We start from the raw sequence: 19,604 nt of genomic DNA on the forward strand, positions 1-19,604 counted from the left end.
GATTATTTCTTGAGCGATTGAGCTGCCTTGCGCGGACCTTTACGGGTACGAGCATTGGTGCGGGTACGCTGACCGCGGACCGGCAGGCCCTTACGGTGACGCATGCCGCGGTAGCAACCCAGGTCCATCAGACGCTTGATGTTCATGGACAGCTCGCGGCGCAGGTCACCTTCCACGACAAACTTGCCGACTTCGTCGCGCAGTTTCTCGAGTTCGTTATCGTCCAGGTCCTTGACCTTTTTGTTGGTCGCGACACCGGTTGCGTCGCAGATCTTCTGCGAACGCGGACGGCCAATACCGTAGATAGCCGTCAGGCCGATAACGGTGTGCTGATGATTTGGGATGTTAACCCCTGCAATACGTGCCATTCGTTATTCCTCGATTAACCTTGACGCTGCTTGTGACGCGGCTCGACGCAGATCACACGGACCACGCCTTTGCGCTTGATGATCTTGCAGTTGCGGCAGATCCGCTTGACTGAAGCGTTAACTTTCATTTTGCACTCTCTTCGGTTCGTTTACTTGATGATGTTTTTACTTGGTGCGGAACACGATGCGGGCCCGGGACAGGTCATACGGAGTCAACTCCACCGTTACCTTGTCACCCGGGAGGATGCGGATATAGTTCATCCGCATTTTACCCGAGATATGCCCCAGGACCACATGGCCGTTTTCCAGCTTTACGCGGAACGTCGCGTTTGGGAGATTCTCGAGGATCTCCCCCTGCATTTGGATGACGTCGTCTTTTGCCATTCGCTCTATGCACTCCGTCGCTTATCGCGTCGGAACTCCACCCTTGAAGTTGGCCTTTCGCAACAGAGAATCATATTGTTGCGACATGACGTAGTTCTGCACTTGTGCCATGAAGTCCATCGTCACCACCACGATGATCAGGAGCGACGTGCCACCGAAGTAGAAGGGAACCTTCCACTGGGCGGTCATGAACTCCGGCACCAGGCACACCAGGGTGATATAGACTGCACCGGCCAGGGTCAGGCGCATCAGGATCTTGTCGATGTAACGTGCGGTTTGCTCGCCCGGACGGATGCCCGGAACAAACGCGCCGCTCTTCTTCAAGTTATCCGCCGTTTCCTTGCTGTTGAATACCAGCGCGGTGTAGAAGAAGCAGAAGAACACGATCGCCACCGCATACAGCAAAGCGTGGATTGGCTCGCCTGGCGCCATCGACGCCGCCAGATCCTTCAGGAACCCGATCACCGGGCCGGACGAATCCTTGCCGCGAGTGAACCAGTCGACAATCGTCGCCGGGAACAGAATGATCGACGATGCGAAGATCGGCGGGATCACGCCTGCCATGTTCAGCTTCAAGGGCAGGTGGCTGGTTTGGCCACCGTAGATCTTGTTGCCGACCTGACGTTTCGCGTAATTGACCAGGATCTTGCGCTGCCCGCGTTCCACGAACACCACCGCATACGTCACCGCAGCCACCAGGACCACGATCAGGATGGCCGAGAAGCTGCCGATCGAACCGTTCGAGACCAGGGTGAACAAGCCGCCCAGGGCCGAAGGCAGACCTGCTGCGATACCGGCAAAGATGATGATCGAAATGCCGTTGCCAAGACCACGTTCAGTGATCTGCTCGCCCAGCCACATGAGGAACATGGTGCCGGTCAGGAGGGTAACGACGGTCACGAAGCGGAAACCGAGACCAGGGTCGATGACCAGGCCAGGTTGCGCCTCGAGCGCGACTGCGATGCCGAACGCCTGGAACAACGCCAGTGCCACCGTGAAGTAACGGGTGTACTGGGTGATCTTGCGGCGGCCGGCTTCGCCCTCTTTCTTCAACGCCTCGAGTTGCGGCGAGACGATCGATGCAAGCTGCATGATGATCGAAGCCGAAATGTAAGGCATGATGCCGAGCGCGAACACGGTAAAGCGGGACAAGGCGCCACCCGAGAACATGTTGAACATGCCAAGGATGCCGCCCTCGTTCTGCTTGAACAGCGCAGCGAGCTGCACCGGGTCAATCCCGGGAACCGGGATGTGAGCACCGATGCGGTACACGACCAATGCGCCAAGCAAAAACCACAGCCGGCCCCAGGGGAATCCGGAAGCGGCGCTTTTACCAAGTTGTGAATTAGTCGCCAATTTTTGCTCCGATCAGGCAGCGGTCGCTTTACGCGACCGAGCCGCCAGCTGCTTCGATCGCTGCTTTCGCGCCAGCGGTCGCTTTCAGGCCCTTGAGGTTCACCGCTTTGGTGATCTCGCCGGACAGGATGACGCGCACGTCGCGTGCCACGACCGACAGGATGCCTGCCTGCTTGAGCACCAGGATGTCGACGTCGCCGACAGCCAGGTTGTTCAGGTCGGACAGACGCACTTCAGCCTTGAAGGTCGCGTTCAGCGATTTGAAGCCACGCTTCGGCAGACGGCGCTGCAGAGGCATCTGACCGCCTTCGAAGCCGACTTTGTGGAAGCCGCCCGAACGCGATTTCTGACCCTTGTGACCACGGCCGGCAGTCTTGCCCAGGCCGGAGCCAATGCCGCGACCAACGCGACGCTTGTAGTGCTTGGCGCCGTCAGCTGGTTGAATGGTATTGAGTTCCATTGATTTCTCCGTTCACAAGCCCGAAGGCTTACGAAACAACTTTCACGAGGTACGAGACTTTGTTGATCATGCCACGCACGGATGGGGTGTCTTGCAGCTCGGAGACCGAGTTGACGCGACGCAGGCCCAGGCCGCGCACGGTGGCACGGTGGTCTTGACGGGTACCGATCAGGCCCTTGACGAGCTGAACTTTAACGGTGTTTGCCATGTTATTTCCCCTTAACCGACGATGTCTTCGACCGACTTGCCGCGCTTGGCAGCGATGTCAGCCGCGGTGCTCATCTTCGACAGACCGTCGAGAGTTGCGCGCACCAGGTTGTAAGGATTCGACGAACCGGTCGACTTGGCGACCACGTCGGTCACGCCCATCACTTCGAAGATAGCGCGCATTGCGCCACCAGCGATCACGCCGGTACCAGGTTTCGCTGGCATCATCATGACGCGCGAGGCGCCGTGACGACCGGACACGGTGTGATGCAGGGTACCGTTCTTGAGTGGCACCTTGATCAGGTTGCGGCGGGCTTCTTCCATCGCTTTTTGCACGCCGACTGGAACTTCCTTCGACTTGCCTTTGCCCATGCCGATGCGGCCATCGCCGTCACCGACAACGGTCAGCGCTGCAAAACCCATGATTCGACCACCCTTGACCACTTTGGTCACGCGGTTGATCGCGATCATTTTTTCGCGCATGCCATCATCCGGCTTGTCGCTTGCCATTTTCGCTTGCATTTTTGCCATGACGATTCTTCCTTAGAACTTCAGACCGGCTTCACGCGCGGCTTCCGCCAGCGCCTTCACCCGACCGTGGTAACGGAAACCCGAGCGATCGAACGCAACTTCGGTGATTCCTGCTTTCAGTGCTTTCTCTGCGACGCGCTTGCCAACCAGGGCAGCTGCTGCAGCGTTGCCGCCGGCGCCGGTCTGGCCAGCCAGTTCGGCGCGCACTTCCGCTTCCAGGGTCGAAGCCGACACCAGTACTTTTGCGTCCGGGCTGATCAGGTTCGCGTAGATGTGCAGGTTGGTGCGGTGAACCGACAGACGGTTCACGCCCAGCTGGGCAATCTTGATGCGGGTCTGACGGCCACGACGCAGACGGGATTGTTTCTTGTCCATGTCTGCTCCGATTATTTCTTCTTGGTTTCTTTAAGCTTGACCACTTCGTCCGAATAACGGACGCCCTTGCCCTTGTAAGGCTCAGGGGAGCGGTAAGCGCGCACTTCAGCGGCGACCTGGCCGACCTTTTGACGATCGATACCCTTGATCAGGATCTCGGTCGGGGTCGGGGTCACTGCGGTGACGCCTTCAGGCATCGCGTGCAGCACCGGGTGCGAGAAGCCCAGCGACAGGTTCAGGGCGTTGCCCTGCACTGCTGCCTTGTAGCCCACGCCCACCAGGTTCAGCTTGCGCTCGAAACCCTTGGTGACACCGGTAACCATGTTGTTGACCAGGGCGCGCAGGGTGCCCGACATGGCGTTCGATTCACGCGAATCGTCGATCACGTCGAAGGTCAGCGTGCCATTGTTGTTTTCTACTTTGACCAGGCCGTTCAGGGCTTGGGTCAGGGTGCCCAGCGGGCCCTTGACGGTGATCGACGACGCGTTGATCGCGACTTCGGCACCGGCAGGGACGGCGATTGGCATCTTAGCTACTCGAGACATCGTCTACTCCTTAAGCCACGTAGCAAATCACTTCGCCACCGACACCGGTAGCGCGTGCTTTGCGATCAGTCATGACGCCTTGCGGAGTCGACACGATTGCCACGCCCAGGCCGTTCATGACGGTTGGGATCTCGTCTTTGCCCTTGTAGATACGCAGGCCTGGACGGGACACGCGCTCGAGGCGCTCGATGACCGGACGGCCAGTGTAATACTTCAAACCGATTTTCAGTTCCGATTTGCCGTCAGCCGACGACACTGCGAAATCTTCAATGTAACCCTCGTCCTTCAGGACGTTGGCAATGGCAACCTTGACTTTCGACGACGGCATTGCGACCGTGGTTTTCTGGACGACTTGTGCGTTGCGAATGCGGGTCAGCATATCGGCGATAGGATCGCTCATACTCATTGCATATTCTCCTATTACCAGCTTGCTTTGGTCATACCCGGAATTTCGCCCTTCATGGCGAATTCGCGGAGTTTGGTACGTGCCAGACCGAATTTACGGAAAGTGCCACGTGGACGGCCAGTGATGGCGCAGCGGTTACGCTGACGGGTCGGTGCCGAGTTACGCGGCAGCGCTTGCAGCTTCAGGCGCGCTTCGTAACGTTCTTCTTCCGACTTCGACTGGTCGTCGATGATTGCTTTCAGAGCGGCACGCTTCGGGGCGAATTTCTCCACCAGGTCTGCACGCTTCTGTTCGCGGTTAATCAGTGCAAGTTTTGCCATGCTCTTAGTTCCTGAACGGGAATTTGAAGGCGGCGAGCAGCGCTTTGGCTTCTTCGTCGGTCTTAGCAGTCGTGGTGATCGAGATGTTCATGCCGCGCAGTGCATCGATCTTGTCGTAGTCGATCTCTGGGAAGATGATCTGCTCTTTGACACCGATGTTGTAGTTGCCGCGACCATCGAACGATTTGCCATTGACACCGCGGAAGTCACGCACGCGCGGCAGGGCCACGGTGATGAAACGGTCCAGGAATTCGTACATGCGGGCGCCGCGCAGGGTCACCATCGTGCCGATCGGGTAGCCTTCGCGGATCTTGAAACCAGCGATTGCCTTGCGTGCCTTGGTGATCACTGGCTTCTGGCCGGCGATCTTGGTCAGGTCGCCAGTAGCGTGCTCGATGATCTTCTTGTCGGCGACTGCTTCCGACAGACCCATGTTCAGGGTGATCTTGGTCAGGCGTGGCACTTCCATCACCGATTTGTAACCGAATTTCTCGGTCAGCTCGGCGACGACTTTTTCTTTATAAATTGCTTGGAGACGGGCCATTTCTTCTTACCCTTTCACTACTTCGCCGCTCGACTTGAAGACGCGGACTTTTTTGCCGTCCTGGTCTTTGAAGCCAACGCGATCTGCCTTGCCGGTCGCTGCGTTGAACAGCGCGACGTTCGACACGTGAATCGGCATGGTCTTGTCGACGATACCACCAGTAACACCGGTCATCGGGTTAGGCTTGGTCGCTTTTTTAGCGACGTTGACGCCTTCGACGATGACGTGTTCAGCGTCTACACGCTTCTGAACGACGCCACGCTTGCCCTTGTCCTTACCGGCCAGAACGATGACTTCGTCGTTTTTACGAATCTTATCCATGTCGAATCCTTACAGAACTTCAGGTGCCAGCGACACGATCTTCATGAACTTTTCAGTGCGCAGTTCGCGCGTGACTGGTCCGAAGATACGGGTACCGATTGGCTCCAGCTTGGCGTTCAGCAGGACAGCGGCATTGCCGTCGAACTTGACCAGGGAACCATCCTGGCGGCGCACACCTTTGGCGGTACGCACAACCACGGCATTGTAAATTTCACCCTTTTTGACGCGACCACGTGGGGCTGCGACTTTAACGGTGACCTTGATGATGTCGCCAATGCTCGCGTAACGGCGCTTCGAGCCGCCCAACACCTTGATGCACAGAACTTCCTTGGCACCGGTGTTGTCGGCTACTTCGAGCCGGCTTTCGGTTTGAATCATAGTAGTTTCTTTCCCAACTTAAGCCGTAGAAAACCCCACGGAGAACCGTGGGCCTGCGGTCAGTCTTGGTCCCGCCATGACGCCCCTGCTGGAGCCCCATGTTTGGGTGATGGACTTTCCAAAAACACTTTCGTTACAGGCCGCTGTACCGCGGGGGATAACTGCGGCAACACATGAACGAAGCCCGCTAGTATCTCAGATACCAGCGGGCCACGCAAGACAAATTTTATGGGTACTTACAGTACCTGTGCGACTTGCAACACTTTGGTCACAGTCCACGCTTTCGTCTTCGAGATCGGACGACCTTCTGCGATCTCGACGGTGTCACCGATTTTCGCTTCGTTCGCTTCGTCGTGCGCGTGATACTTGTTCGAGCGCACGATGATCTTGCCGTACAGCGGGTGCTTGACGTGACGTTCGATCAGGACGGTTACCGTCTTGTCCATTTTATCGGACACGACTTTGCCGACCAGCGTACGCTTCAGCGCCGTTTTGATGGTGGTGTCGGTCATTTGGCTTCCTTCGTGTTCATCACAGTCTTCACACGCGCGATATCGCGACGTACTTTCTTCAGCTGCGAAGTGTTACCGAGCTGCTGGGTGGCGACTTGCATGCGCAGACCGAATTGGGCCTTGAGCAGCTCGTTCAGCTCCTTCTGCAGCGCTTCCTGGTCTTTGCCGCGGAGTTCCGATGCTTTCATATTCAACTCCTGTTATTGGCCAACTTGGCGAACCACGAAAGTGGTAGCCAGTGGCAGTTTGGCAGCGGCCAGGCGGAACGCTTCGCGCGCCAGTTCTTCTGCGACGCCGTCCATCTCGTACAGGACTTTGCCTGGCTGGATTTCAGCGACGTAGTACTCTGGATTACCCTTACCGTTACCCATACGGACTTCGGCCGGCTTGTTCGAAATCGGCTTGTCCGGGAAGATACGGATCCAGATACGACCGCCACGCTTGATGTGACGGGTCATGGCGCGACGTGCCGCTTCGATCTGGCGTGCGGTGATACGGCCGCGGGCAACTGCCTTCAGACCGAATTCACCGAACGAGACCGCGGTGCCGCGGGTGTGCGAAATGCCGGTGTTACGGCCTTTCTGCTCTTTACGATACTTCCTGCGCGATGGTTGCAGCATGCTTATTCTCCTGCTTTCTCAGCGGGTGCAGCGGCAGCCGGGGTCGCCAGCTTGACAGCTGGGCGAGCGCGCACGGTTGGCGCGGCAGCTGGACGTGCACCGCCGGCTGGACGTGGACCGCGCGATGGCTTGCCGTCGTCACGACGTGGGCCGCGTGGCTTCTTCTCATCTGGCGGGGTGTCGATGACTGGTGCTTCGCCGGTGACCGAACGGTCGCCCTTGTAGACCCAGACCTTGACGCCGATGATGCCGTAGGTGGTCGATGCTTCGCTGGTGCCGTAGTCGATATCGGCGCGCAGGGTGTGCAGTGGCACACGGCCTTCGCGGTACCATTCGGTACGTGCGATTTCGATGCCGTTCAGGCGGCCCGACGACATGATCTTGATGCCGACGGCGCCCAGGCGCATTGCATTTTGCATTGCGCGCTTCATGGCGCGACGGAACATGATGCGCTTTTCGAGCTGCTGCGAGATCGAGTCGGCGATCAGCTGCGAATCGATCTCTGGCTTGCGGATCTCTTCGATGTTGACGTGCACGGGCACGCCCATGATCTTCGCCAGCGACGTTTTCAGCACTTCGATGTCTTCGCCTTTTTTACCGATCACGACACCAGGGCGCGACGAGTAAATGGTGAAGCGTGCGTTCTTGGCAGGACGCTCGATGACGATACGGCCGACCGAAGCGTTCTTCAGCTTCTTTTTCAGGAAAGCGCGGGCTTCCAGGTCTTCCTGCAGCATCGAAGCGAAGTTGCCGTTACCAGCATACCAACGCGACGCCCAGTTACGGGTGACCGCCAGGCGGAAGCCGGTTGGGTGGATTTTCTGACCCATCGTATGACTCCTTAGTTACCGACAGTCACGTAAACGTGACAGGATTGTTTGGAAATGCGATCGCCGCGGCCTTTTGCACGTGCAGTAAAGCGCTTGAGGATCGGGCCCTTTTCGACATAGATCTGAACCACTTTCAGTTCGTCGATGTCGGCGCCATCGTTGTGTTCCGCGTTGGCGATAGCCGACTCGAGAACCTTCTTGATGATGGTCGCGCCTTTTTTCGGGCTGAATTGCAGAATGTTGAGTGCTGCGTCAACTTTCTTGCCACGAATCAGATCGGCGACCAGACGGCCTTTTTGTTCCGAAAGGCGCACGCCTTTGAGGATTGCTTTAGTTTCCATTATCGTTTCGCCTTCTTGTCAGCGGCGTGGCCCTTGAACGTACGGGTCAGCGCGAATTCGCCGAGCTTGTGGCCGACCATGTTCTCCGACACGTACACAGGCACGTGCACTTTGCCGTTGTGCACGGCGATCGTCAGACCGATGAAGTCTGGCGAGATCGTCGAGCGGCGCGACCAGGTTTTGACTGGCTTTTTGTCTTTGGTCGCTTGCGCGGTCTCGACTTTTTTCACCAGGTGGGCGTCAATGAACGGCCCTTTTTTCAATGAACGAGTCATTTTTTATCCTTATTTCTTGCCGCGGCGCGAAACGATCATCGACGACGTGCGCTTGTTCGAACGCGTACGCTTGCCCTTGGTCTGCTGGCCCCATGGCGACACTGGGTGACGACCGGCTGCAGTTTTACCTTCACCACCACCGTGCGGGTGATCGACCGGGTTCATGACCACACCGCGGACGGTAGGACGAACACCGCGCCAGCGCATCGCGCCAGCCTTACCGATCTTGCGCAGGCTGTGTTCGGCATTGCCGACTTCGCCAACGGTAGCGCGGCACTCGATGTGCACGCGACGGACTTCACCCGAGCGCAGGCGAACCTGGGCGTAGGTGCCTTCACGGGCCATCAGCACGACGCCGGCGCCGGCGGTACGGGCCATCTGGGCACCCTTACCTGGCAGCATTTCGACGCAGTTCATCACGGTACCGACCGGGATGTTGCGGATTGGCAGGCAGTTACCGGCCTTGATCGGAGCTTCCGCGCCGTTCATGATCGCGTCGCCGACAGCCATGCCTTTGGTGGCGATGATGTACTGACGCTCGCCGTCCGCGTAGCACAGCAGTGCGATGTGCGCGGTACGGTTCGGGTCGTATTCAATACGCTCGACCTTGGCAGGAATGCCGTCCTTCTGGCGCTTGAAGTCGACCAGACGGTAGTGCTGCTTGTGGCCACCGCCCTTGTGACGGGTGGTGATGTGACCGTTGTTGTTACGGCCGGCAGTTTTCGATTTCTTTTCAACCAGGGCTGCGAGCGGGCGACCTTTGTACAGGCCTTCGGTCACAACTTTCACCATGCCGCGACGGCCTGGGGAGGTTGGCTTCATCTTTACGAGTGCCATTATTTAGCCTCCTCGACAAAATTGATTTCCTGGCCTGGCTTCAGGCACACGAAAGCACGCTTGGTGTGGTTGCGACGACCGGTGAAACGGCCCGAACGCTTTTGCTTGCCTTCGCGGTTCACGGTTTGCACCGATTCCACTTCGACCTTGAACAGCATCTCGACGGCAGCCTTGATTTCTGGCTTGGTCGCGTCAGGCAGGACCTTGAACACGATCTGCTCGTTCTTTTCCGCAACGAAGGTAGCCTTCTCGGAAATGATCGGAGCCAGCAGCACCTTCATCAGGCGCTCTTCGCTGAATTTGATTGCGGCGCTCATGCGTACATCTCCTCGATCTTGGCCAGAGCAGCTTTCGTGACCAGGACTTTTTTGTAGAACACCAGCGACATCGGATCAGCGTGCTTCGGCTCGACGACCAGCACGTGCGGCAGGTTGCGCGAAGCCAGTTCGAGGTTCTCATCGATGGTGTCGGTGATCACCAGGACCGATTCCAGGCCCATGGTCTGCAGTTTTTGCGACAGCAGCTTGGTCTTTGGAGCTTCGATCGACAGGTTCTCGACCACGTTCAGGCGGCCTTCGCGAGCCAGTTGCGAGAAGATCGAGCAGATACCTGCACGGAACATCTTCTTGTTAACTTTGTGCGAGAAGTTCTCGTCCGGGGTGTTCGGGAAGATACGACCACCGCCGCGCCACAGAGGCGACGACGACATACCAGCACGAGCACGGCCGGTACCTTTTTGGCGCCATGGCTTCTTGGTCGTGTGGTGGACTTCTTCACGGTCCTTCTGCTTGCGGTTGCCGCTACGTGCGTTGGCAGCGTAGGCGACGACGATCTGGTGGATCAGGGCTTCGTTGTATTCACGACCGAACACTTCGTCGGTTGCTGCAACGTTGGCGCCAGCTTGACCTTGCTCATTCAGGAGCTTCAGTTCCATGCTTACGCTCCTTTCTTGGCTTTGGTTTTGACAGCTGGCTTGACGACCACTTGGCCGTTCTTCGCGCCAGGAACGGCACCCTTGATCAGCAGCAGCTGACGTTCGGTGTCGATGCGAGCCACTTCCAGGTTCTGGGTGGTGACGGTAACGTCGCCCATGTGACCGGTCATGCGCTTGCCTGGGAACACGCGGCCTGGATCCTGGGCCATACCGATCGAGCCAGGAACGTTGTGCGAACGCGAGTTACCGTGGGTCTGGCGACCCGAGGCGAAGTTGTGACGCTTGATGGTACCGGCGTAGCCCTTACCGATCGAGGTGCCTTGCACGTCGATTTTCTGGCCCACTTCGAACAGCGAAGCATCGATGGTGTCACCGGCTTTGAGTTCGGCGGCTTTGGTGGAATCGATGCGGAATTCTTTCAGCATCGTACCGGCTTCGACGCCAGCTTTGGCGTAGTGACCGGCAGCAGCTTTGGTCACGCGCGAAGCGCGACGTTGGCCGTAGACGACCTGAACTGCGGTGTAGCCATCAGTTTCAGGGGTTTTGATTTGTGCGACACGGTTGTTCGACACATCCAGCACAGTGACAGGGATCGAATCGCCGTCATCCGTGAAGATACGCATCATGCCAACCTTGCGACCGAGAAGGCCCAAGCTCATTTTTTCTCCATTCCCACCTACGATTGGGCGGGGGTAGTTGAACTACTAAATAATATGGGCAATAAAAGAGGCACCCATACCGAAGCCGGCTAGTATAACGCGCAAAAGGCTTCGGCGCAACAGGAAAAATCGGAGTCAAGACCGGCCTGTTGCGCTTTTCGCAGTAACTGGAGAAAGAAGAATCCGTTCGAGCTGAACGGCACAGAAAAGACACACCGCTGTGTCTTTTCTCTACAGGCTACGACCATTGCTGGGAGCCTGCGATCTGGAAGTCTGGTGGGCGGTGCAGGATTCGAACCTGCGACCCCTTGGATGTCGACCAAGTATTCTAACCAGCTGAACTAACCGCCCGGGGAGCCGAATTATAAGTGCCCGGCTTAAAGTTTTGCAATAGCTTTTTTCGTGTGCTCGCCAATTCCCTGCCGCGCCGACGACGGCCGCGCCCGCGTCGCTCAAGGAAATCGCGGGTTGAAGATGCCGGCGTGAAATGCTATTGTACAAATGTTTTTCGAGGGACGGCCGTGTCGCGCGCACCTGGCGCACGTGATTCCGGCAACCATGCCGGCGCTGCCCTCCCTCGTCCGCCTGGCGGTTCCCGACGTGTCGATCGCGCATTCAACTACAAGAGAGCGCAGGTCCCTGTCCCGCCTTTCTCCGGCCCGCGCGCCTCCCCGGCGAGCACCGTGGGCCCAGACCCGGTCCGCCACCCAACCCATGGCTCATGGGCGGACGCATCGCTGCAAAGGATGATCAGGAATGACTGTCATTGAAACCCGCCACTGGCCGCGCCAGCTCGATCCCTCACGCCTGGTCCTGGCCACCGACCTGGACGGTACGCTGCTGGCCGGCACCCACGAGGCGCGGCGCCGCATCCGCGAACTGTTTTCCGGCGCCCTGCCGGAGGCGAAACTGGTGTTCGTCACCGGCCGCGGCCTGGAAACCGTCATTCCCCTGCTGTCCGACCCCACGGTACCGCGTCCCCACTACATCATCGCCGATGTCGGCGCCACCATCGTCGACGCCGACCTGCGGCCGGTCGAGCCGCTGGCCCACGAGATCGCCGCGCGCTGGCCGGGCAGCCAGGCCGTATTGAAAGCGCTGGCCGACTTCCCGGAGCTGGTGCGCCAGTCGGTGCCGCAGGAGCGCCGCGTCTCCTTCTACGCCACCGAAGACGCCATCACGCCCGCGCTGCGCGCTGCCGTCGACGCCCTCGACTGCGACCTGCTGTTCTCGGCCGGCCGCTACCTGGACGTGCTGCCGCGCGGCGTCGGCAAGGGCGTCGCGGTGCGCCGCCTGGCGGAAGTGGCCGGCTTCGATCCGGCCCATATCGTGGTGGCGGGCGACACCCTGAACGACCTGTCGATGTTCGAGGCGGGTTTCCGCGGCGTGGTGGTCGGCGCCGCCGAACCGGCGCTGGTGCAGGCGGTGCGCAAGATGCCGCGCGTGGTGGTGGCCGACGCCGCCGGCTGCGGCGGCATCCTGCAGGCGTTCGACCGCCACGGCCTGCGCCTGGACGGCGACGCCGCGGCGCATGACGCGACTTCGTACGGCGAGGCCGAGCTGGTCATGGTCTATCACCGCCTGCCCTATGACGAAGTGGTGGAAGGCGGCGTGACGTACCAGCGCCGCCCGAAAAGCCCGAACGGCATCATGCCGACCCTGCTCAGCTTTTTCGCCGGCGGCCGCAAGGGCTCGTGGGTCGCCTGGTCGCAGCAGGCCAGCCGGACGCCGGGCGGATTCATCCCGCACGTCGCCGTCGATGCGCAACGCTACCCGCAGCTCAAGGCGGCCCGGATTCCCCTGACCGCGGACGACATCGACCAGTTCTACAAGAAGTTCTCGAAAGAGGCGTTCTGGCCGATCATCTTCTCCTTCCCCGATAAAGCCGAATTCCGCCAGGACCACTGGGAACGCTTTTTGGAGGTGAACCGCCTGTTCGCCGAGCAGACCGCGCGCGAGGCGGCGCCCGGCGCCACCGCCTGGATCCACGACTACAACCTGTGGATGGTGCCGGCCTTCCTGCGCCCGCTGCGTCCCGACCTGACGATCGCCTTCTTCCACCACACCGCCTTCCCGTCTTCCGACGTATTCAACATCCTGCCATGGCGGAACGACATCATCGGCAGCCTGCTGCAGTGCGACTACGTGGGCTTCCACATCCCGCGCTACGTCGAGAACTTCGTCGACGCCGCGCGCTCCTGCGCGCCGGTCGAGGTGCTGGACGCCGTGCCGTGCGCGCCGCGCTACCTGACCTTCGGCTGCGCGCTGGGCGTGGACCGCATGCACACCGCGCTCGAAGTGGGCGGACGCCGGGTCACGCTGGGCGCCCATCCGGTGGGCACCAACGCCGGCCTGATCGCAGATCTGGTCAAGACCGACGACGTCGGGCGCCAGATCGCCGAATGGGACGAGTACCTGGATGGCCGCACCGGCATCATCTCGATCGAGCGCCTCGACTACGTGAAAGGCTCACTCGAAAAGCTGCAAGCGTACGAGCGCATGCTCGAACAGCATCCCGAGCTGCTGGGGAAAGTCATGCTGATCAACATCATCACGCCGGCGGCGTCGGGCATGGAGATCTATGACAGCCTGCGCGAGGAACTCGATCGCGTGGTCGGCCGCATCAACGGCCGCTTCTCGACCCTGGACTGGGTGCCGGTGCGCTACTTCTACCGCTCGCTGCCGTTCGAGGACGTGGTGGCCCACTACGCCGCCTGCGACGTCGCCTGGATCACGCCGCTGCGCGACGGCCTGAACCTGGTGGCGAAGGAATACGTGGCCACCCGCCATGCCGCCGGCCGTCCGGGCACGCTGGTGTTGTCCGAATTCGCCGGCGCCGCCGTCGAACTGCACGGTGCGCTGCTGGTGAACCCGTATGACAGGAACGCGATGAGCGCGACCCTGTACCACGCGCTGACCATGGGCGCCGACGAAGTGGCCTACCGCTCCGGACGCATGGCGGCGATCGTGAACGACCGCGACGTGGCGCGCTGGGGCGACGACTTCCTGGCCGCGCTGGCGGCGCTGCCGGCATCCGGCCAGGAGGACGCGCTGGAAGACCGCTCCGCCGCCTGACGCCTGAACATTGAATGAAAGGGAAATGAAACCGTGATGGAATACGTCATCCTCAAGAATCCGGTCGCCGACTGGCTGGTCGCGCTGGCCGTGGTCGCGGCCGTGGCGGCCGGGCTGGACGCCGTCAAGTCGATCCTGGCGCGGCGCCTGGCCCTGCTTGCTGCGCGCACCGACGCCAAATGGGACGATATCGCGGTCGCCGCGCTGCGCGCGACCAAGCTGCTGGTGCTGGTCATCGTCGGCGTCTACGCCGGCGCCAGCTTCCTGGCGCTGCCGGACAAGGCGCAGCTGTTCATCGGCCGTATTACCATCACCGCGGTGCTGTTCCAGGTCGCGATCTGGGGCGACCGCGCGCTGCGCGCCTGGCTGCTGGCGACACGCGCCCAGCGCAATGAAGACCCGGACCGCATCACCTCCTCGGCCGCCATCACCTTCCTGGTGCGGGTGGCGCTGTGGGCGGTGGTGGCCCTGATGGTGCTGGACAACCTGGGCGTGAACATCACCACCCTGGTGGCCAGCCTGGGTATCGGCGGTATCGCCATCGCGCTGGCGGTGCAGAGCATCCTGGGCGACCTGTTCGCCTCGCTCTCCATCGTGCTCGACAAGCCCTTCGTGGTGGGCGACTTCATCATCGTCGACAAGATGCTCGGCACGGTCGAGAAGATCGGCCTGAAAACCACACGCGTGCGCAGCCTCTCCGGCGAGCAGATCGTGTTTTCCAATAACGACCTGCTCAAGAGCCGCATCCAGAACCTGCGCCGCATGGAATCGCGCCGCGTTGTGTTCCAGTTCGGGGTGTCGCACCTGACGCCGGCCAGCCTGCTGCGCGGCTTGCCCGAGATGGTCCAGGAGATCGTCGCGGCCCAGCCGCAGGTGCGCTTCGACCGCGCCCACCTGGCCGGCATCGCGGCGCCGGTGTTCAACTACGAGGTGGTGTACTACGTCGACAATACCGACTATGCCGTCTACATGAACGTGCAGCAAGAGATCTACCTGAGCATCCTCGCTGGGCTCGAGGAGCGTGGGGTGTCGCTGGCGCTGCCGGTGCAGCTGGTGCGGCTGGCGCGCGAGCCGGCGCAAACCGCGCCGCAAACGTCGCCGGCGCAGGTCGGCGTCCTGCACGCCGGCGACGACGCGGCCCGGGCTGCGTAGTTCCCAAGCCGGCGAAGGCGGGCTACCATGGCGGCATGGATACCACGCTTCTCGATGCGGTACGCCGCTTCGCCGACGACCACGCCGATGCCGACGGCGTGGCGCGCACGCCCATTCCCGGCCTGGTGGCGATCCGCCAGGCCGGGCGCACGGAACTGAGCTACCAGATCCAGCGCCCGCTGGCCTGCCTGGTCCTGCAAGGAAGCAAGCAGGTCGCCTTGGGCGCGCAGTCGTTCACCTTCGAGGCCGGCGATTCGCTGCTGGTCATGGCCGACGTGCCGACCTCCAGCCAGGTGACCCGGGCCAGCGCCGCGGCGCCCTATTACTCGGTGGTGCTGGACCTCGATCCCGCCGTGATCGCGGGGCTGGCGACCGAGATGGCGGCGGTGGAAGAAGCCGACGACCGGCCGGTACGGAGCGAGGCCACCGACAACCACGTGCAGGACGCCGCCCTGCGGCTGATGCGCCTGCTCGAGCGGCCGGCCTCGATTCCGGTGCTGCAAGACGCCTTGATCCGCGAATTCCACTACTGGCTGCTGCTGGGGCGCCACGGCGCCGCGATCCGCCGCCTCGGCCTGCCCGACAGCCATGTGCGGCGCGTGGCGCGCGCGGTCGCCGTCCTGCGCCGCGACTATGCGCGGCGGCTGCCGGTCGAGGAGCTGGCGGCCCTGGCCGGCATGAGCCCCTCGTCCTTCCACCACCACTTCCGCGCGGTGACCTCGCTGACGCCGCGGCAGTTCCAGAAGCAGCTGCGCCTGATCGAGGCGCGCCGCCTGATGCTGGCCGAGGGCGCCAGCGCCAGCCATGCCGCGCATACCGTGGGCTATGAAAGCGTGCAGCAGTTTACGCGCGAATATGGGCGCATGTTCGGGCTGCCGCCTGTGCGCCATGTGATGACTCAGGCCCATATGCATGCTGCTGCGTAAACACAAGCCCGCTGCGCCAAGCTTACGTTAGCAGGTTTCCTTCGGACGCAGATGTCCATGCCTTCTTAGGCTTTTCTGGGCGTGACGGGTGAGGCAACCATTCTTGATGAAGGCAGTTGAATACCGTCACCAAACATGACCACTTCACCTGAGTCATCGCTGCGCTTTGAAATTGTTACCTGCAAAAGTCCGAAACTAACGGGGGGTCAGCGTCCCCTCCAGTCAATGTCAAGAGCACCAATATTGATAAGCCGACTTACCATTTCGATGTGAAGGTTGCTGCCATAACTAAATCAGCACTCTTCATGCTTATTGGCGCTTGTAATAAATCGTACTTCTGAACGCACTTCCCCCTTACTTCTGCCCCGATGTATCGACTTGAGCAGCATCTCCTGATACGCCGAGAGCATATGGAACATGTTCTTCACCGCGATAGTGCAGGATGTGACGAATGTGCATACTCCAATTCTTGTTCATTCTTGTAATGGTGCCATCCTGCTTTTGAAATTCAACACCGACCCAGCTTGGCAAGACTTCATTGTCTTTGACGACCCATTGGACGACTTCAGTCGCTTCCGCGATACCACCGAAGCTTTTTTCAATTTCTGCAAGAGTGATCTTTTCCTGGTTCTCAAACCGTGTCTTTTCGCTCTGCAAGCTTGCGAGGTTACGCTCCAAGTTAGATGCTGCCTCGTTTGCGGCCTGCTGAGCGCGCTCAGAGATGGATTGTGCACTCGCAAGAGATCCCATTTCATTGCGCACGGCAGCACGTCTCATCGCCGACACAGGATCTTCGTGCGCAAACTGCCGACTTGCATCGGTTTCGTCGGCTGCCTTTTGTTCTAGCTTTTGTTGAGCTTCTGCGGCAAGTTCGGCATACACTCCTGGCGCCTCTTTTGCTTCTTCTATTCGCTGGTCGAGGGATTGGTAGTAGCCTTGGAATTCCTTGGTTACCTCGGAAATTTTCTGTATGCGCATGGCAGCCATGAACTCCGGTGCCCCTTTGAGGACACATCGATATTCTACGGCAGGGCGATTACTATCGTCCTTGAAAGCACGCCACTCTTCGCCATCGCAAAAGGCGCGTCCAGACAGTGCTGTTTCATAGGTGTGGGTTTTGTCTTCCAATACCGTCGTTTTTTTGACAGTATTGACCTCGGAACTGTCGCATCCGGCGAGGAGCACAGTCACGAGGACGGTCCCCCCAAGCCTGGTGATAATTTGCTGCATGAGAGCCTTTCATTGTTCAAATTCTTAGCGAAAAACGCCAATAAAAATATTTCCCTAATGAAATATAACAAATCAAGCTCACCGTGTGTGGATTTGCACCGCGTACCTCGCGAAACTGCGGTGATCTTTTCAGCAGTTTGCGGCGCAAATTACTCGATTCCATCGCAACCCAGCCAACTGCACACCTGAAGCACCGCGCCATCGGACACGTTGACAAGCACGTAATTTGGCGCTTCGTCGTACCCGCGTCCGGACAAAGCCGCCGAAGAAAAGACCTTGCGTTTCTAGACCGATAAAGGCCGCAGAACTCAAATCACCTGCCCACCCGACACCTCGATCCGCTGGCCGTTGATCCAGCGATTCTCTTCACCCAGCAGGCTCGCGATCATGGGGCCGATATCGTCCGGCACCCCGACCCGTCCGAGCGCCGTCATGCCGGCAAAGACGCCGTTCAGGTCCGGGGTATCGCGCACCGCGCCGCCCAGGAAATCGGTCTCGATCGCACCCGGCGCCACCGTGTTGACGGCGATGCCGCGGCTGCCCAGTTCCTTCGCCAAGTAGACGCTCAATACCTCGACCGCCCCCTTCACCGCCGCATAGGCGCCGAAGCCAGGGAAGGAAACGCGGGTCAGCCCGGTCGACAGGTTGACGATACGCCCGCCGTCGGCCAGCAGCGGCAGCAGGGCCTGGGTCAGGAAGAACACGCCTTTGAAGTGGACGTCGACCAGGCGGTCGAACTGCGCCTGCGTGGTGTCGGCGATGGCTGCCATGTCGCCGTGGCCGGCATTGTTGACCAGATGGTCGAAGCTGTCGCGGCCCCAGGTCTGCTCCAGGGCGGCGCGCAGGTGTTCGACGAACAGTGGAAAGCCCGCGACGTCGCCGACGTCGAGCCGCAGCGCCAGCGCCTGGCGGCCCATGGCGCGGATCTGGTCGACCACGGCCTGGGCTTCCTGCTCGCGGCTTTGATAAGTGATGATGACGTCGCCGCCCTTCTTCGCGATGTGCAGCGCGGTGTTGCGGCCCAGGCCGCGGCTGGCGCCGGTGACGAGTGCGATCTTGTTCATGGTGTGCTCCTTCAGGTGGGTGGAAGAGCACCCAGTATCGGGTTGGCGCATGCTTTCCCGTTGCCGGAAGCTTGTTCGTTTTTGCCCGATCCTCCAAATCCGCAAATGTGACATTCCGTGGTTTGGGCTGAGCGTAAGTACGTACATCCCTCTATGAAAAATGTTGAAATTCGCGCGGCCCAGCCCCATGTACAATTGATCAATTACCGCCTATATTGGCGGATGCAATCCCGATGGCGACAGCTACATCGCCGTCCATCTCATCCCTCAACGGAAAAGGAGTTCGCATGGCAATCAGTCTGCAAAAAGGCGGCAACGTCAACCTGAGCAAGGAAGCACCGGGCCTGACCAAGGTCATCATCGGCCTGGGCTGGGATCCACGCTCGACCGACGGTTCCGCCTTCGACCTGGACGGCAGCGCCTTCCTGCTGAAGGCCGACGCCAAGGTACGCGGCGATACCGATTTCATCTTCTACAACAACCTGAAATCGAGCGATGGCTCGGTGACCCACGCCGGCGACAACACGACCGGCCAGGGCGATGGCGACGACGAAAAGCTGACGGTCGACCTGGCGCGCGTGCCGGCCGACATCGACAAGGTCTCGTTCTGCGTCACCATCCACGACGCCGATGCGCGCCGCCAGAACTTCGGCCAGGTGGGCAAGGCCTATATCCGCTGCCTGAACGCCGCCGGCGAAGCCGAGATCGCGCGCTACGACCTGTCCGAGGACAGCTCGACCGAGACCGCGATGATCTTCGGTGAGCTGTACCGCGCCGGCAGCGAATGGAAGTTCCGCGCCGTCGGCCAGGGCTTCAAGGGCGGCCTCGGTCCGCTGGCACGCTCGTTCGGCGTCAACGTCTAAGAGTCACACAGGGAGCTTCCCTGACGGTCCGCGCCGCCCGGCGCGGACCCTGCAACGCCACGCCAGTGGCCGATCACCATCAAGAGAGCCC

30 protein-coding genes and 1 tRNA gene are annotated in these 19,604 nt (G+C 60.3%); 4 read left to right on the forward strand and 27 right to left on the reverse strand.

What is annotated here, in order from left to right; translation table 11 throughout:
• Nucleotides 1-2: 2 nt before the first annotated feature.
• The 25 genes from rpsM to AC3A6F_RS23965 form a co-directional block, all read right to left on the reverse strand.
• Nucleotides 3-368 carry a 30S ribosomal protein S13 gene (rpsM, locus tag AC3A6F_RS23845; protein ID WP_320473352.1) on the reverse strand — a complete coding sequence of 122 codons (366 nt, stop codon included), beginning with the start codon at nucleotides 366-368 and terminating at the stop codon, nucleotides 3-5.
• 14 nt (nucleotides 369-382) lie between these two features.
• Nucleotides 383-496: a 50S ribosomal protein L36 gene (rpmJ, locus tag AC3A6F_RS23850; protein ID WP_005663407.1), complete on the reverse strand. Its 114-nt coding sequence runs from the start codon at nucleotides 494-496 to the stop codon at nucleotides 383-385.
• Between the two features lie 37 nt (nucleotides 497-533).
• The gene (infA, locus tag AC3A6F_RS23855) at nucleotides 534-752 is read right to left on the reverse strand and encodes a translation initiation factor IF-1 (RefSeq protein ID WP_005663428.1); all 219 of its coding nucleotides are present in this window, start codon (nucleotides 750-752) and stop codon (nucleotides 534-536) included.
• Nucleotides 753-773: 21 nt separating this feature from the next.
• The gene (gene secY / locus AC3A6F_RS23860; protein ID WP_005663430.1) at nucleotides 774-2,108 is read right to left on the reverse strand and encodes a preprotein translocase subunit SecY; all 1,335 of its coding nucleotides are present in this window, start codon (nucleotides 2,106-2,108) and stop codon (nucleotides 774-776) included.
• Between the two features lie 28 nt (nucleotides 2,109-2,136).
• Nucleotides 2,137-2,568: a 50S ribosomal protein L15 gene (rplO, locus tag AC3A6F_RS23865; RefSeq protein ID WP_137172335.1), complete on the reverse strand. Its 432-nt coding sequence runs from the start codon at nucleotides 2,566-2,568 to the stop codon at nucleotides 2,137-2,139.
• A 28-nt stretch (nucleotides 2,569-2,596) separates the two neighbouring features.
• Complete coding sequence (gene rpmD, locus AC3A6F_RS23870; protein ID WP_123069947.1) at nucleotides 2,597-2,776, reverse strand: 50S ribosomal protein L30; 180 nt, start codon at nucleotides 2,774-2,776, stop codon at nucleotides 2,597-2,599.
• 11 nt (nucleotides 2,777-2,787) lie between these two features.
• On the reverse strand, nucleotides 2,788-3,306 hold the full coding sequence (gene rpsE / locus AC3A6F_RS23875) for a 30S ribosomal protein S5 (protein WP_005663437.1): 519 nt from the start codon (nucleotides 3,304-3,306) through the stop codon (nucleotides 2,788-2,790).
• 12 nt (nucleotides 3,307-3,318) lie between these two features.
• A complete protein-coding gene (rplR, locus tag AC3A6F_RS23880; RefSeq protein ID WP_123069946.1) occupies nucleotides 3,319-3,681 on the reverse strand; it encodes a 50S ribosomal protein L18 in 363 nt (120 codons plus the stop codon).
• An 11-nt stretch (nucleotides 3,682-3,692) separates the two neighbouring features.
• The gene (rplF, locus tag AC3A6F_RS23885) at nucleotides 3,693-4,226 is read right to left on the reverse strand and encodes a 50S ribosomal protein L6 (RefSeq protein WP_137172336.1); all 534 of its coding nucleotides are present in this window, start codon (nucleotides 4,224-4,226) and stop codon (nucleotides 3,693-3,695) included.
• Nucleotides 4,227-4,236: 10 nt separating this feature from the next.
• Nucleotides 4,237-4,632 (reverse strand): 30S ribosomal protein S8, encoded by a 396-nt coding sequence (gene rpsH / locus AC3A6F_RS23890; protein WP_123069944.1) that lies wholly within the window; start codon nucleotides 4,630-4,632, stop codon nucleotides 4,237-4,239.
• A 14-nt stretch (nucleotides 4,633-4,646) separates the two neighbouring features.
• The gene (rpsN, locus tag AC3A6F_RS23895; protein ID WP_123069943.1) at nucleotides 4,647-4,952 is read right to left on the reverse strand and encodes a 30S ribosomal protein S14; all 306 of its coding nucleotides are present in this window, start codon (nucleotides 4,950-4,952) and stop codon (nucleotides 4,647-4,649) included.
• Between the two features lie 4 nt (nucleotides 4,953-4,956).
• Nucleotides 4,957-5,496: a 50S ribosomal protein L5 gene (gene rplE, locus AC3A6F_RS23900; RefSeq protein ID WP_123069942.1), complete on the reverse strand. Its 540-nt coding sequence runs from the start codon at nucleotides 5,494-5,496 to the stop codon at nucleotides 4,957-4,959.
• A gap of 6 nt (nucleotides 5,497-5,502) precedes the next feature.
• Nucleotides 5,503-5,817 (reverse strand): 50S ribosomal protein L24, encoded by a 315-nt coding sequence (gene rplX / locus AC3A6F_RS23905; protein WP_091877211.1) that lies wholly within the window; start codon nucleotides 5,815-5,817, stop codon nucleotides 5,503-5,505.
• A gap of 9 nt (nucleotides 5,818-5,826) precedes the next feature.
• Nucleotides 5,827-6,195, reverse strand: a complete 369-nt coding sequence (rplN, locus tag AC3A6F_RS23910; protein ID WP_005663451.1) for a 50S ribosomal protein L14 — start codon at nucleotides 6,193-6,195, stop codon at nucleotides 5,827-5,829.
• Between the two features lie 236 nt (nucleotides 6,196-6,431).
• Nucleotides 6,432-6,707: a 30S ribosomal protein S17 gene (gene rpsQ / locus AC3A6F_RS23915; protein WP_123069941.1), complete on the reverse strand. Its 276-nt coding sequence runs from the start codon at nucleotides 6,705-6,707 to the stop codon at nucleotides 6,432-6,434.
• A complete protein-coding gene (gene rpmC / locus AC3A6F_RS23920) occupies nucleotides 6,704-6,895 on the reverse strand; it encodes a 50S ribosomal protein L29 (RefSeq protein ID WP_123069940.1) in 192 nt (63 codons plus the stop codon). Before rpmC ends, rpsQ begins: the two co-directional genes overlap by 4 nt.
• A gap of 12 nt (nucleotides 6,896-6,907) precedes the next feature.
• A complete protein-coding gene (gene rplP, locus AC3A6F_RS23925) occupies nucleotides 6,908-7,327 on the reverse strand; it encodes a 50S ribosomal protein L16 (protein WP_005663456.1) in 420 nt (139 codons plus the stop codon).
• A 2-nt stretch (nucleotides 7,328-7,329) separates the two neighbouring features.
• On the reverse strand, nucleotides 7,330-8,157 hold the full coding sequence (gene rpsC, locus AC3A6F_RS23930; protein WP_123069939.1) for a 30S ribosomal protein S3: 828 nt from the start codon (nucleotides 8,155-8,157) through the stop codon (nucleotides 7,330-7,332).
• A gap of 11 nt (nucleotides 8,158-8,168) precedes the next feature.
• Complete coding sequence (gene rplV / locus AC3A6F_RS23935) at nucleotides 8,169-8,501, reverse strand: 50S ribosomal protein L22 (protein WP_170976705.1); 333 nt, start codon at nucleotides 8,499-8,501, stop codon at nucleotides 8,169-8,171.
• Nucleotides 8,498-8,773: a 30S ribosomal protein S19 gene (gene rpsS / locus AC3A6F_RS23940; protein ID WP_123069938.1), complete on the reverse strand. Its 276-nt coding sequence runs from the start codon at nucleotides 8,771-8,773 to the stop codon at nucleotides 8,498-8,500. The genes rplV and rpsS overlap by 4 nt, the downstream gene beginning before the upstream one ends.
• A 9-nt stretch (nucleotides 8,774-8,782) precedes the next feature.
• Nucleotides 8,783-9,610 (reverse strand): 50S ribosomal protein L2, encoded by an 828-nt coding sequence (gene rplB, locus AC3A6F_RS23945; protein ID WP_147936467.1) that lies wholly within the window; start codon nucleotides 9,608-9,610, stop codon nucleotides 8,783-8,785.
• A complete protein-coding gene (gene rplW / locus AC3A6F_RS23950) occupies nucleotides 9,610-9,927 on the reverse strand; it encodes a 50S ribosomal protein L23 (RefSeq protein WP_123069936.1) in 318 nt (105 codons plus the stop codon). The genes rplB and rplW overlap by 1 nt, the downstream gene beginning before the upstream one ends.
• Nucleotides 9,924-10,544, reverse strand: a complete 621-nt coding sequence (gene rplD, locus AC3A6F_RS23955; protein WP_005663467.1) for a 50S ribosomal protein L4 — start codon at nucleotides 10,542-10,544, stop codon at nucleotides 9,924-9,926. The genes rplW and rplD overlap by 4 nt, the downstream gene beginning before the upstream one ends.
• 2 nt (nucleotides 10,545-10,546) lie before the next feature.
• Entirely contained in the window at nucleotides 10,547-11,203 is a 657-nt protein-coding gene (gene rplC, locus AC3A6F_RS23960) for a 50S ribosomal protein L3 (protein ID WP_159627946.1), read from the reverse strand.
• 274 nt (nucleotides 11,204-11,477) lie between these two features.
• Nucleotides 11,478-11,554 (reverse strand) — tRNA-Val (locus AC3A6F_RS23965).
• 405 nt (nucleotides 11,555-11,959) lie between these two features.
• Here AC3A6F_RS23965 and ggpS point away from each other — a divergent pair.
• From ggpS to AC3A6F_RS23980, 3 genes are read left to right on the forward strand one after another with little or no spacing between them, the layout of a single operon-like run.
• The gene (gene ggpS / locus AC3A6F_RS23970) at nucleotides 11,960-14,278 is read left to right on the forward strand and encodes a glucosylglycerol-phosphate synthase (RefSeq protein ID WP_487685959.1); all 2,319 of its coding nucleotides are present in this window, start codon (nucleotides 11,960-11,962) and stop codon (nucleotides 14,276-14,278) included.
• Between the two features lie 36 nt (nucleotides 14,279-14,314).
• Nucleotides 14,315-15,430: a mechanosensitive ion channel family protein gene (locus AC3A6F_RS23975; RefSeq protein ID WP_487685962.1), complete on the forward strand. Its 1,116-nt coding sequence runs from the start codon at nucleotides 14,315-14,317 to the stop codon at nucleotides 15,428-15,430.
• Nucleotides 15,431-15,465: 35 nt separating this feature from the next.
• Nucleotides 15,466-16,356 (forward strand): AraC family transcriptional regulator, encoded by an 891-nt coding sequence (locus AC3A6F_RS23980; protein WP_487685965.1) that lies wholly within the window; start codon nucleotides 15,466-15,468, stop codon nucleotides 16,354-16,356.
• 354 nt (nucleotides 16,357-16,710) lie between these two features.
• Here AC3A6F_RS23980 and AC3A6F_RS23985 read toward each other — a convergent pair whose 3' ends face one another.
• Nucleotides 16,711-17,586 carry a hypothetical protein gene (locus tag AC3A6F_RS23985; protein WP_487685968.1) on the reverse strand — a complete coding sequence of 292 codons (876 nt, stop codon included), beginning with the start codon at nucleotides 17,584-17,586 and terminating at the stop codon, nucleotides 16,711-16,713.
• A gap of 308 nt (nucleotides 17,587-17,894) precedes the next feature.
• A complete protein-coding gene (locus AC3A6F_RS23990) occupies nucleotides 17,895-18,650 on the reverse strand; it encodes an SDR family oxidoreductase (protein ID WP_487685971.1) in 756 nt (251 codons plus the stop codon).
• A gap of 287 nt (nucleotides 18,651-18,937) precedes the next feature.
• Here AC3A6F_RS23990 and AC3A6F_RS23995 point away from each other — a divergent pair, with 287 nt between their 5' ends.
• On the forward strand, nucleotides 18,938-19,513 hold the full coding sequence (locus AC3A6F_RS23995) for a TerD family protein (RefSeq protein WP_487685974.1): 576 nt from the start codon (nucleotides 18,938-18,940) through the stop codon (nucleotides 19,511-19,513).
• Nucleotides 19,514-19,604: the final 91 nt, after the last annotated feature.

The sequence above is a fragment of the Massilia sp. Soil_C_3 genome, assembly GCF_057657035.1.

What these genes read in the sequence shown, in the direction of transcription:
- AC3A6F_RS23975 (WP_487685962.1), top strand. Translation starts at nt 14,315, where the DNA reads ATGGAATACGTCATCCTCAAGAATCCGGTCGCCGACTGGCTGGTCGCG.
- AC3A6F_RS23990 (WP_487685971.1), bottom strand. Translation starts at nt 18,650, where the DNA reads ATGAACAAGATCGCACTCGTCACCGGCGCCAGCCGCGGCCTGGGCCGC.
- rplD (WP_005663467.1), bottom strand. Translation starts at nt 10,544, where the DNA reads ATGGAACTGAAGCTCCTGAATGAGCAAGGTCAAGCTGGCGCCAACGTT.
- rplF (WP_137172336.1), bottom strand. Translation starts at nt 4,226, where the DNA reads ATGTCTCGAGTAGCTAAGATGCCAATCGCCGTCCCTGCCGGTGCCGAA.
- rpsE (WP_005663437.1), bottom strand. Translation starts at nt 3,306, where the DNA reads ATGGCAAAAATGCAAGCGAAAATGGCAAGCGACAAGCCGGATGATGGC.
- AC3A6F_RS23985 (WP_487685968.1), bottom strand. Translation starts at nt 17,586, where the DNA reads ATGCAGCAAATTATCACCAGGCTTGGGGGGACCGTCCTCGTGACTGTG.
- rplW (WP_123069936.1), bottom strand. Translation starts at nt 9,927, where the DNA reads ATGAGCGCCGCAATCAAATTCAGCGAAGAGCGCCTGATGAAGGTGCTG.
- rplN (WP_005663451.1), bottom strand. Translation starts at nt 6,195, where the DNA reads ATGATTCAAACCGAAAGCCGGCTCGAAGTAGCCGACAACACCGGTGCC.
- AC3A6F_RS23980 (WP_487685965.1), top strand. Translation starts at nt 15,466, where the DNA reads ATGGATACCACGCTTCTCGATGCGGTACGCCGCTTCGCCGACGACCAC.
- rpsQ (WP_123069941.1), bottom strand. Translation starts at nt 6,707, where the DNA reads ATGACCGACACCACCATCAAAACGGCGCTGAAGCGTACGCTGGTCGGC.
- rpsC (WP_123069939.1), bottom strand. Translation starts at nt 8,157, where the DNA reads ATGGGTCAGAAAATCCACCCAACCGGCTTCCGCCTGGCGGTCACCCGT.
- rplE (WP_123069942.1), bottom strand. Translation starts at nt 5,496, where the DNA reads ATGGCCCGTCTCCAAGCAATTTATAAAGAAAAAGTCGTCGCCGAGCTG.
- rpsH (WP_123069944.1), bottom strand. Translation starts at nt 4,632, where the DNA reads ATGAGTATGAGCGATCCTATCGCCGATATGCTGACCCGCATTCGCAAC.
- rpsS (WP_123069938.1), bottom strand. Translation starts at nt 8,773, where the DNA reads ATGACTCGTTCATTGAAAAAAGGGCCGTTCATTGACGCCCACCTGGTG.
- rpmJ (WP_005663407.1), bottom strand. Translation starts at nt 496, where the DNA reads ATGAAAGTTAACGCTTCAGTCAAGCGGATCTGCCGCAACTGCAAGATC.
- rplP (WP_005663456.1), bottom strand. Translation starts at nt 7,327, where the DNA reads ATGCTGCAACCATCGCGCAGGAAGTATCGTAAAGAGCAGAAAGGCCGT.
- rpsN (WP_123069943.1), bottom strand. Translation starts at nt 4,952, where the DNA reads ATGGCAAAACTTGCACTGATTAACCGCGAACAGAAGCGTGCAGACCTG.
- rpmC (WP_123069940.1), bottom strand. Translation starts at nt 6,895, where the DNA reads ATGAAAGCATCGGAACTCCGCGGCAAAGACCAGGAAGCGCTGCAGAAG.
- infA (WP_005663428.1), bottom strand. Translation starts at nt 752, where the DNA reads ATGGCAAAAGACGACGTCATCCAAATGCAGGGGGAGATCCTCGAGAAT.
- rpmD (WP_123069947.1), bottom strand. Translation starts at nt 2,776, where the DNA reads ATGGCAAACACCGTTAAAGTTCAGCTCGTCAAGGGCCTGATCGGTACC.
- AC3A6F_RS23995 (WP_487685974.1), top strand. Translation starts at nt 18,938, where the DNA reads ATGGCAATCAGTCTGCAAAAAGGCGGCAACGTCAACCTGAGCAAGGAA.
- rplC (WP_159627946.1), bottom strand. Translation starts at nt 11,203, where the DNA reads ATGAGCTTGGGCCTTCTCGGTCGCAAGGTTGGCATGATGCGTATCTTC.
- rpsM (WP_320473352.1), bottom strand. Translation starts at nt 368, where the DNA reads ATGGCACGTATTGCAGGGGTTAACATCCCAAATCATCAGCACACCGTT.
- rplB (WP_147936467.1), bottom strand. Translation starts at nt 9,610, where the DNA reads ATGGCACTCGTAAAGATGAAGCCAACCTCCCCAGGCCGTCGCGGCATG.
- rplO (WP_137172335.1), bottom strand. Translation starts at nt 2,568, where the DNA reads ATGGAACTCAATACCATTCAACCAGCTGACGGCGCCAAGCACTACAAG.
- rplR (WP_123069946.1), bottom strand. Translation starts at nt 3,681, where the DNA reads ATGGACAAGAAACAATCCCGTCTGCGTCGTGGCCGTCAGACCCGCATC.
- rplX (WP_091877211.1), bottom strand. Translation starts at nt 5,817, where the DNA reads ATGGATAAGATTCGTAAAAACGACGAAGTCATCGTTCTGGCCGGTAAG.
- ggpS (WP_487685959.1), top strand. Translation starts at nt 11,960, where the DNA reads ATGACTGTCATTGAAACCCGCCACTGGCCGCGCCAGCTCGATCCCTCA.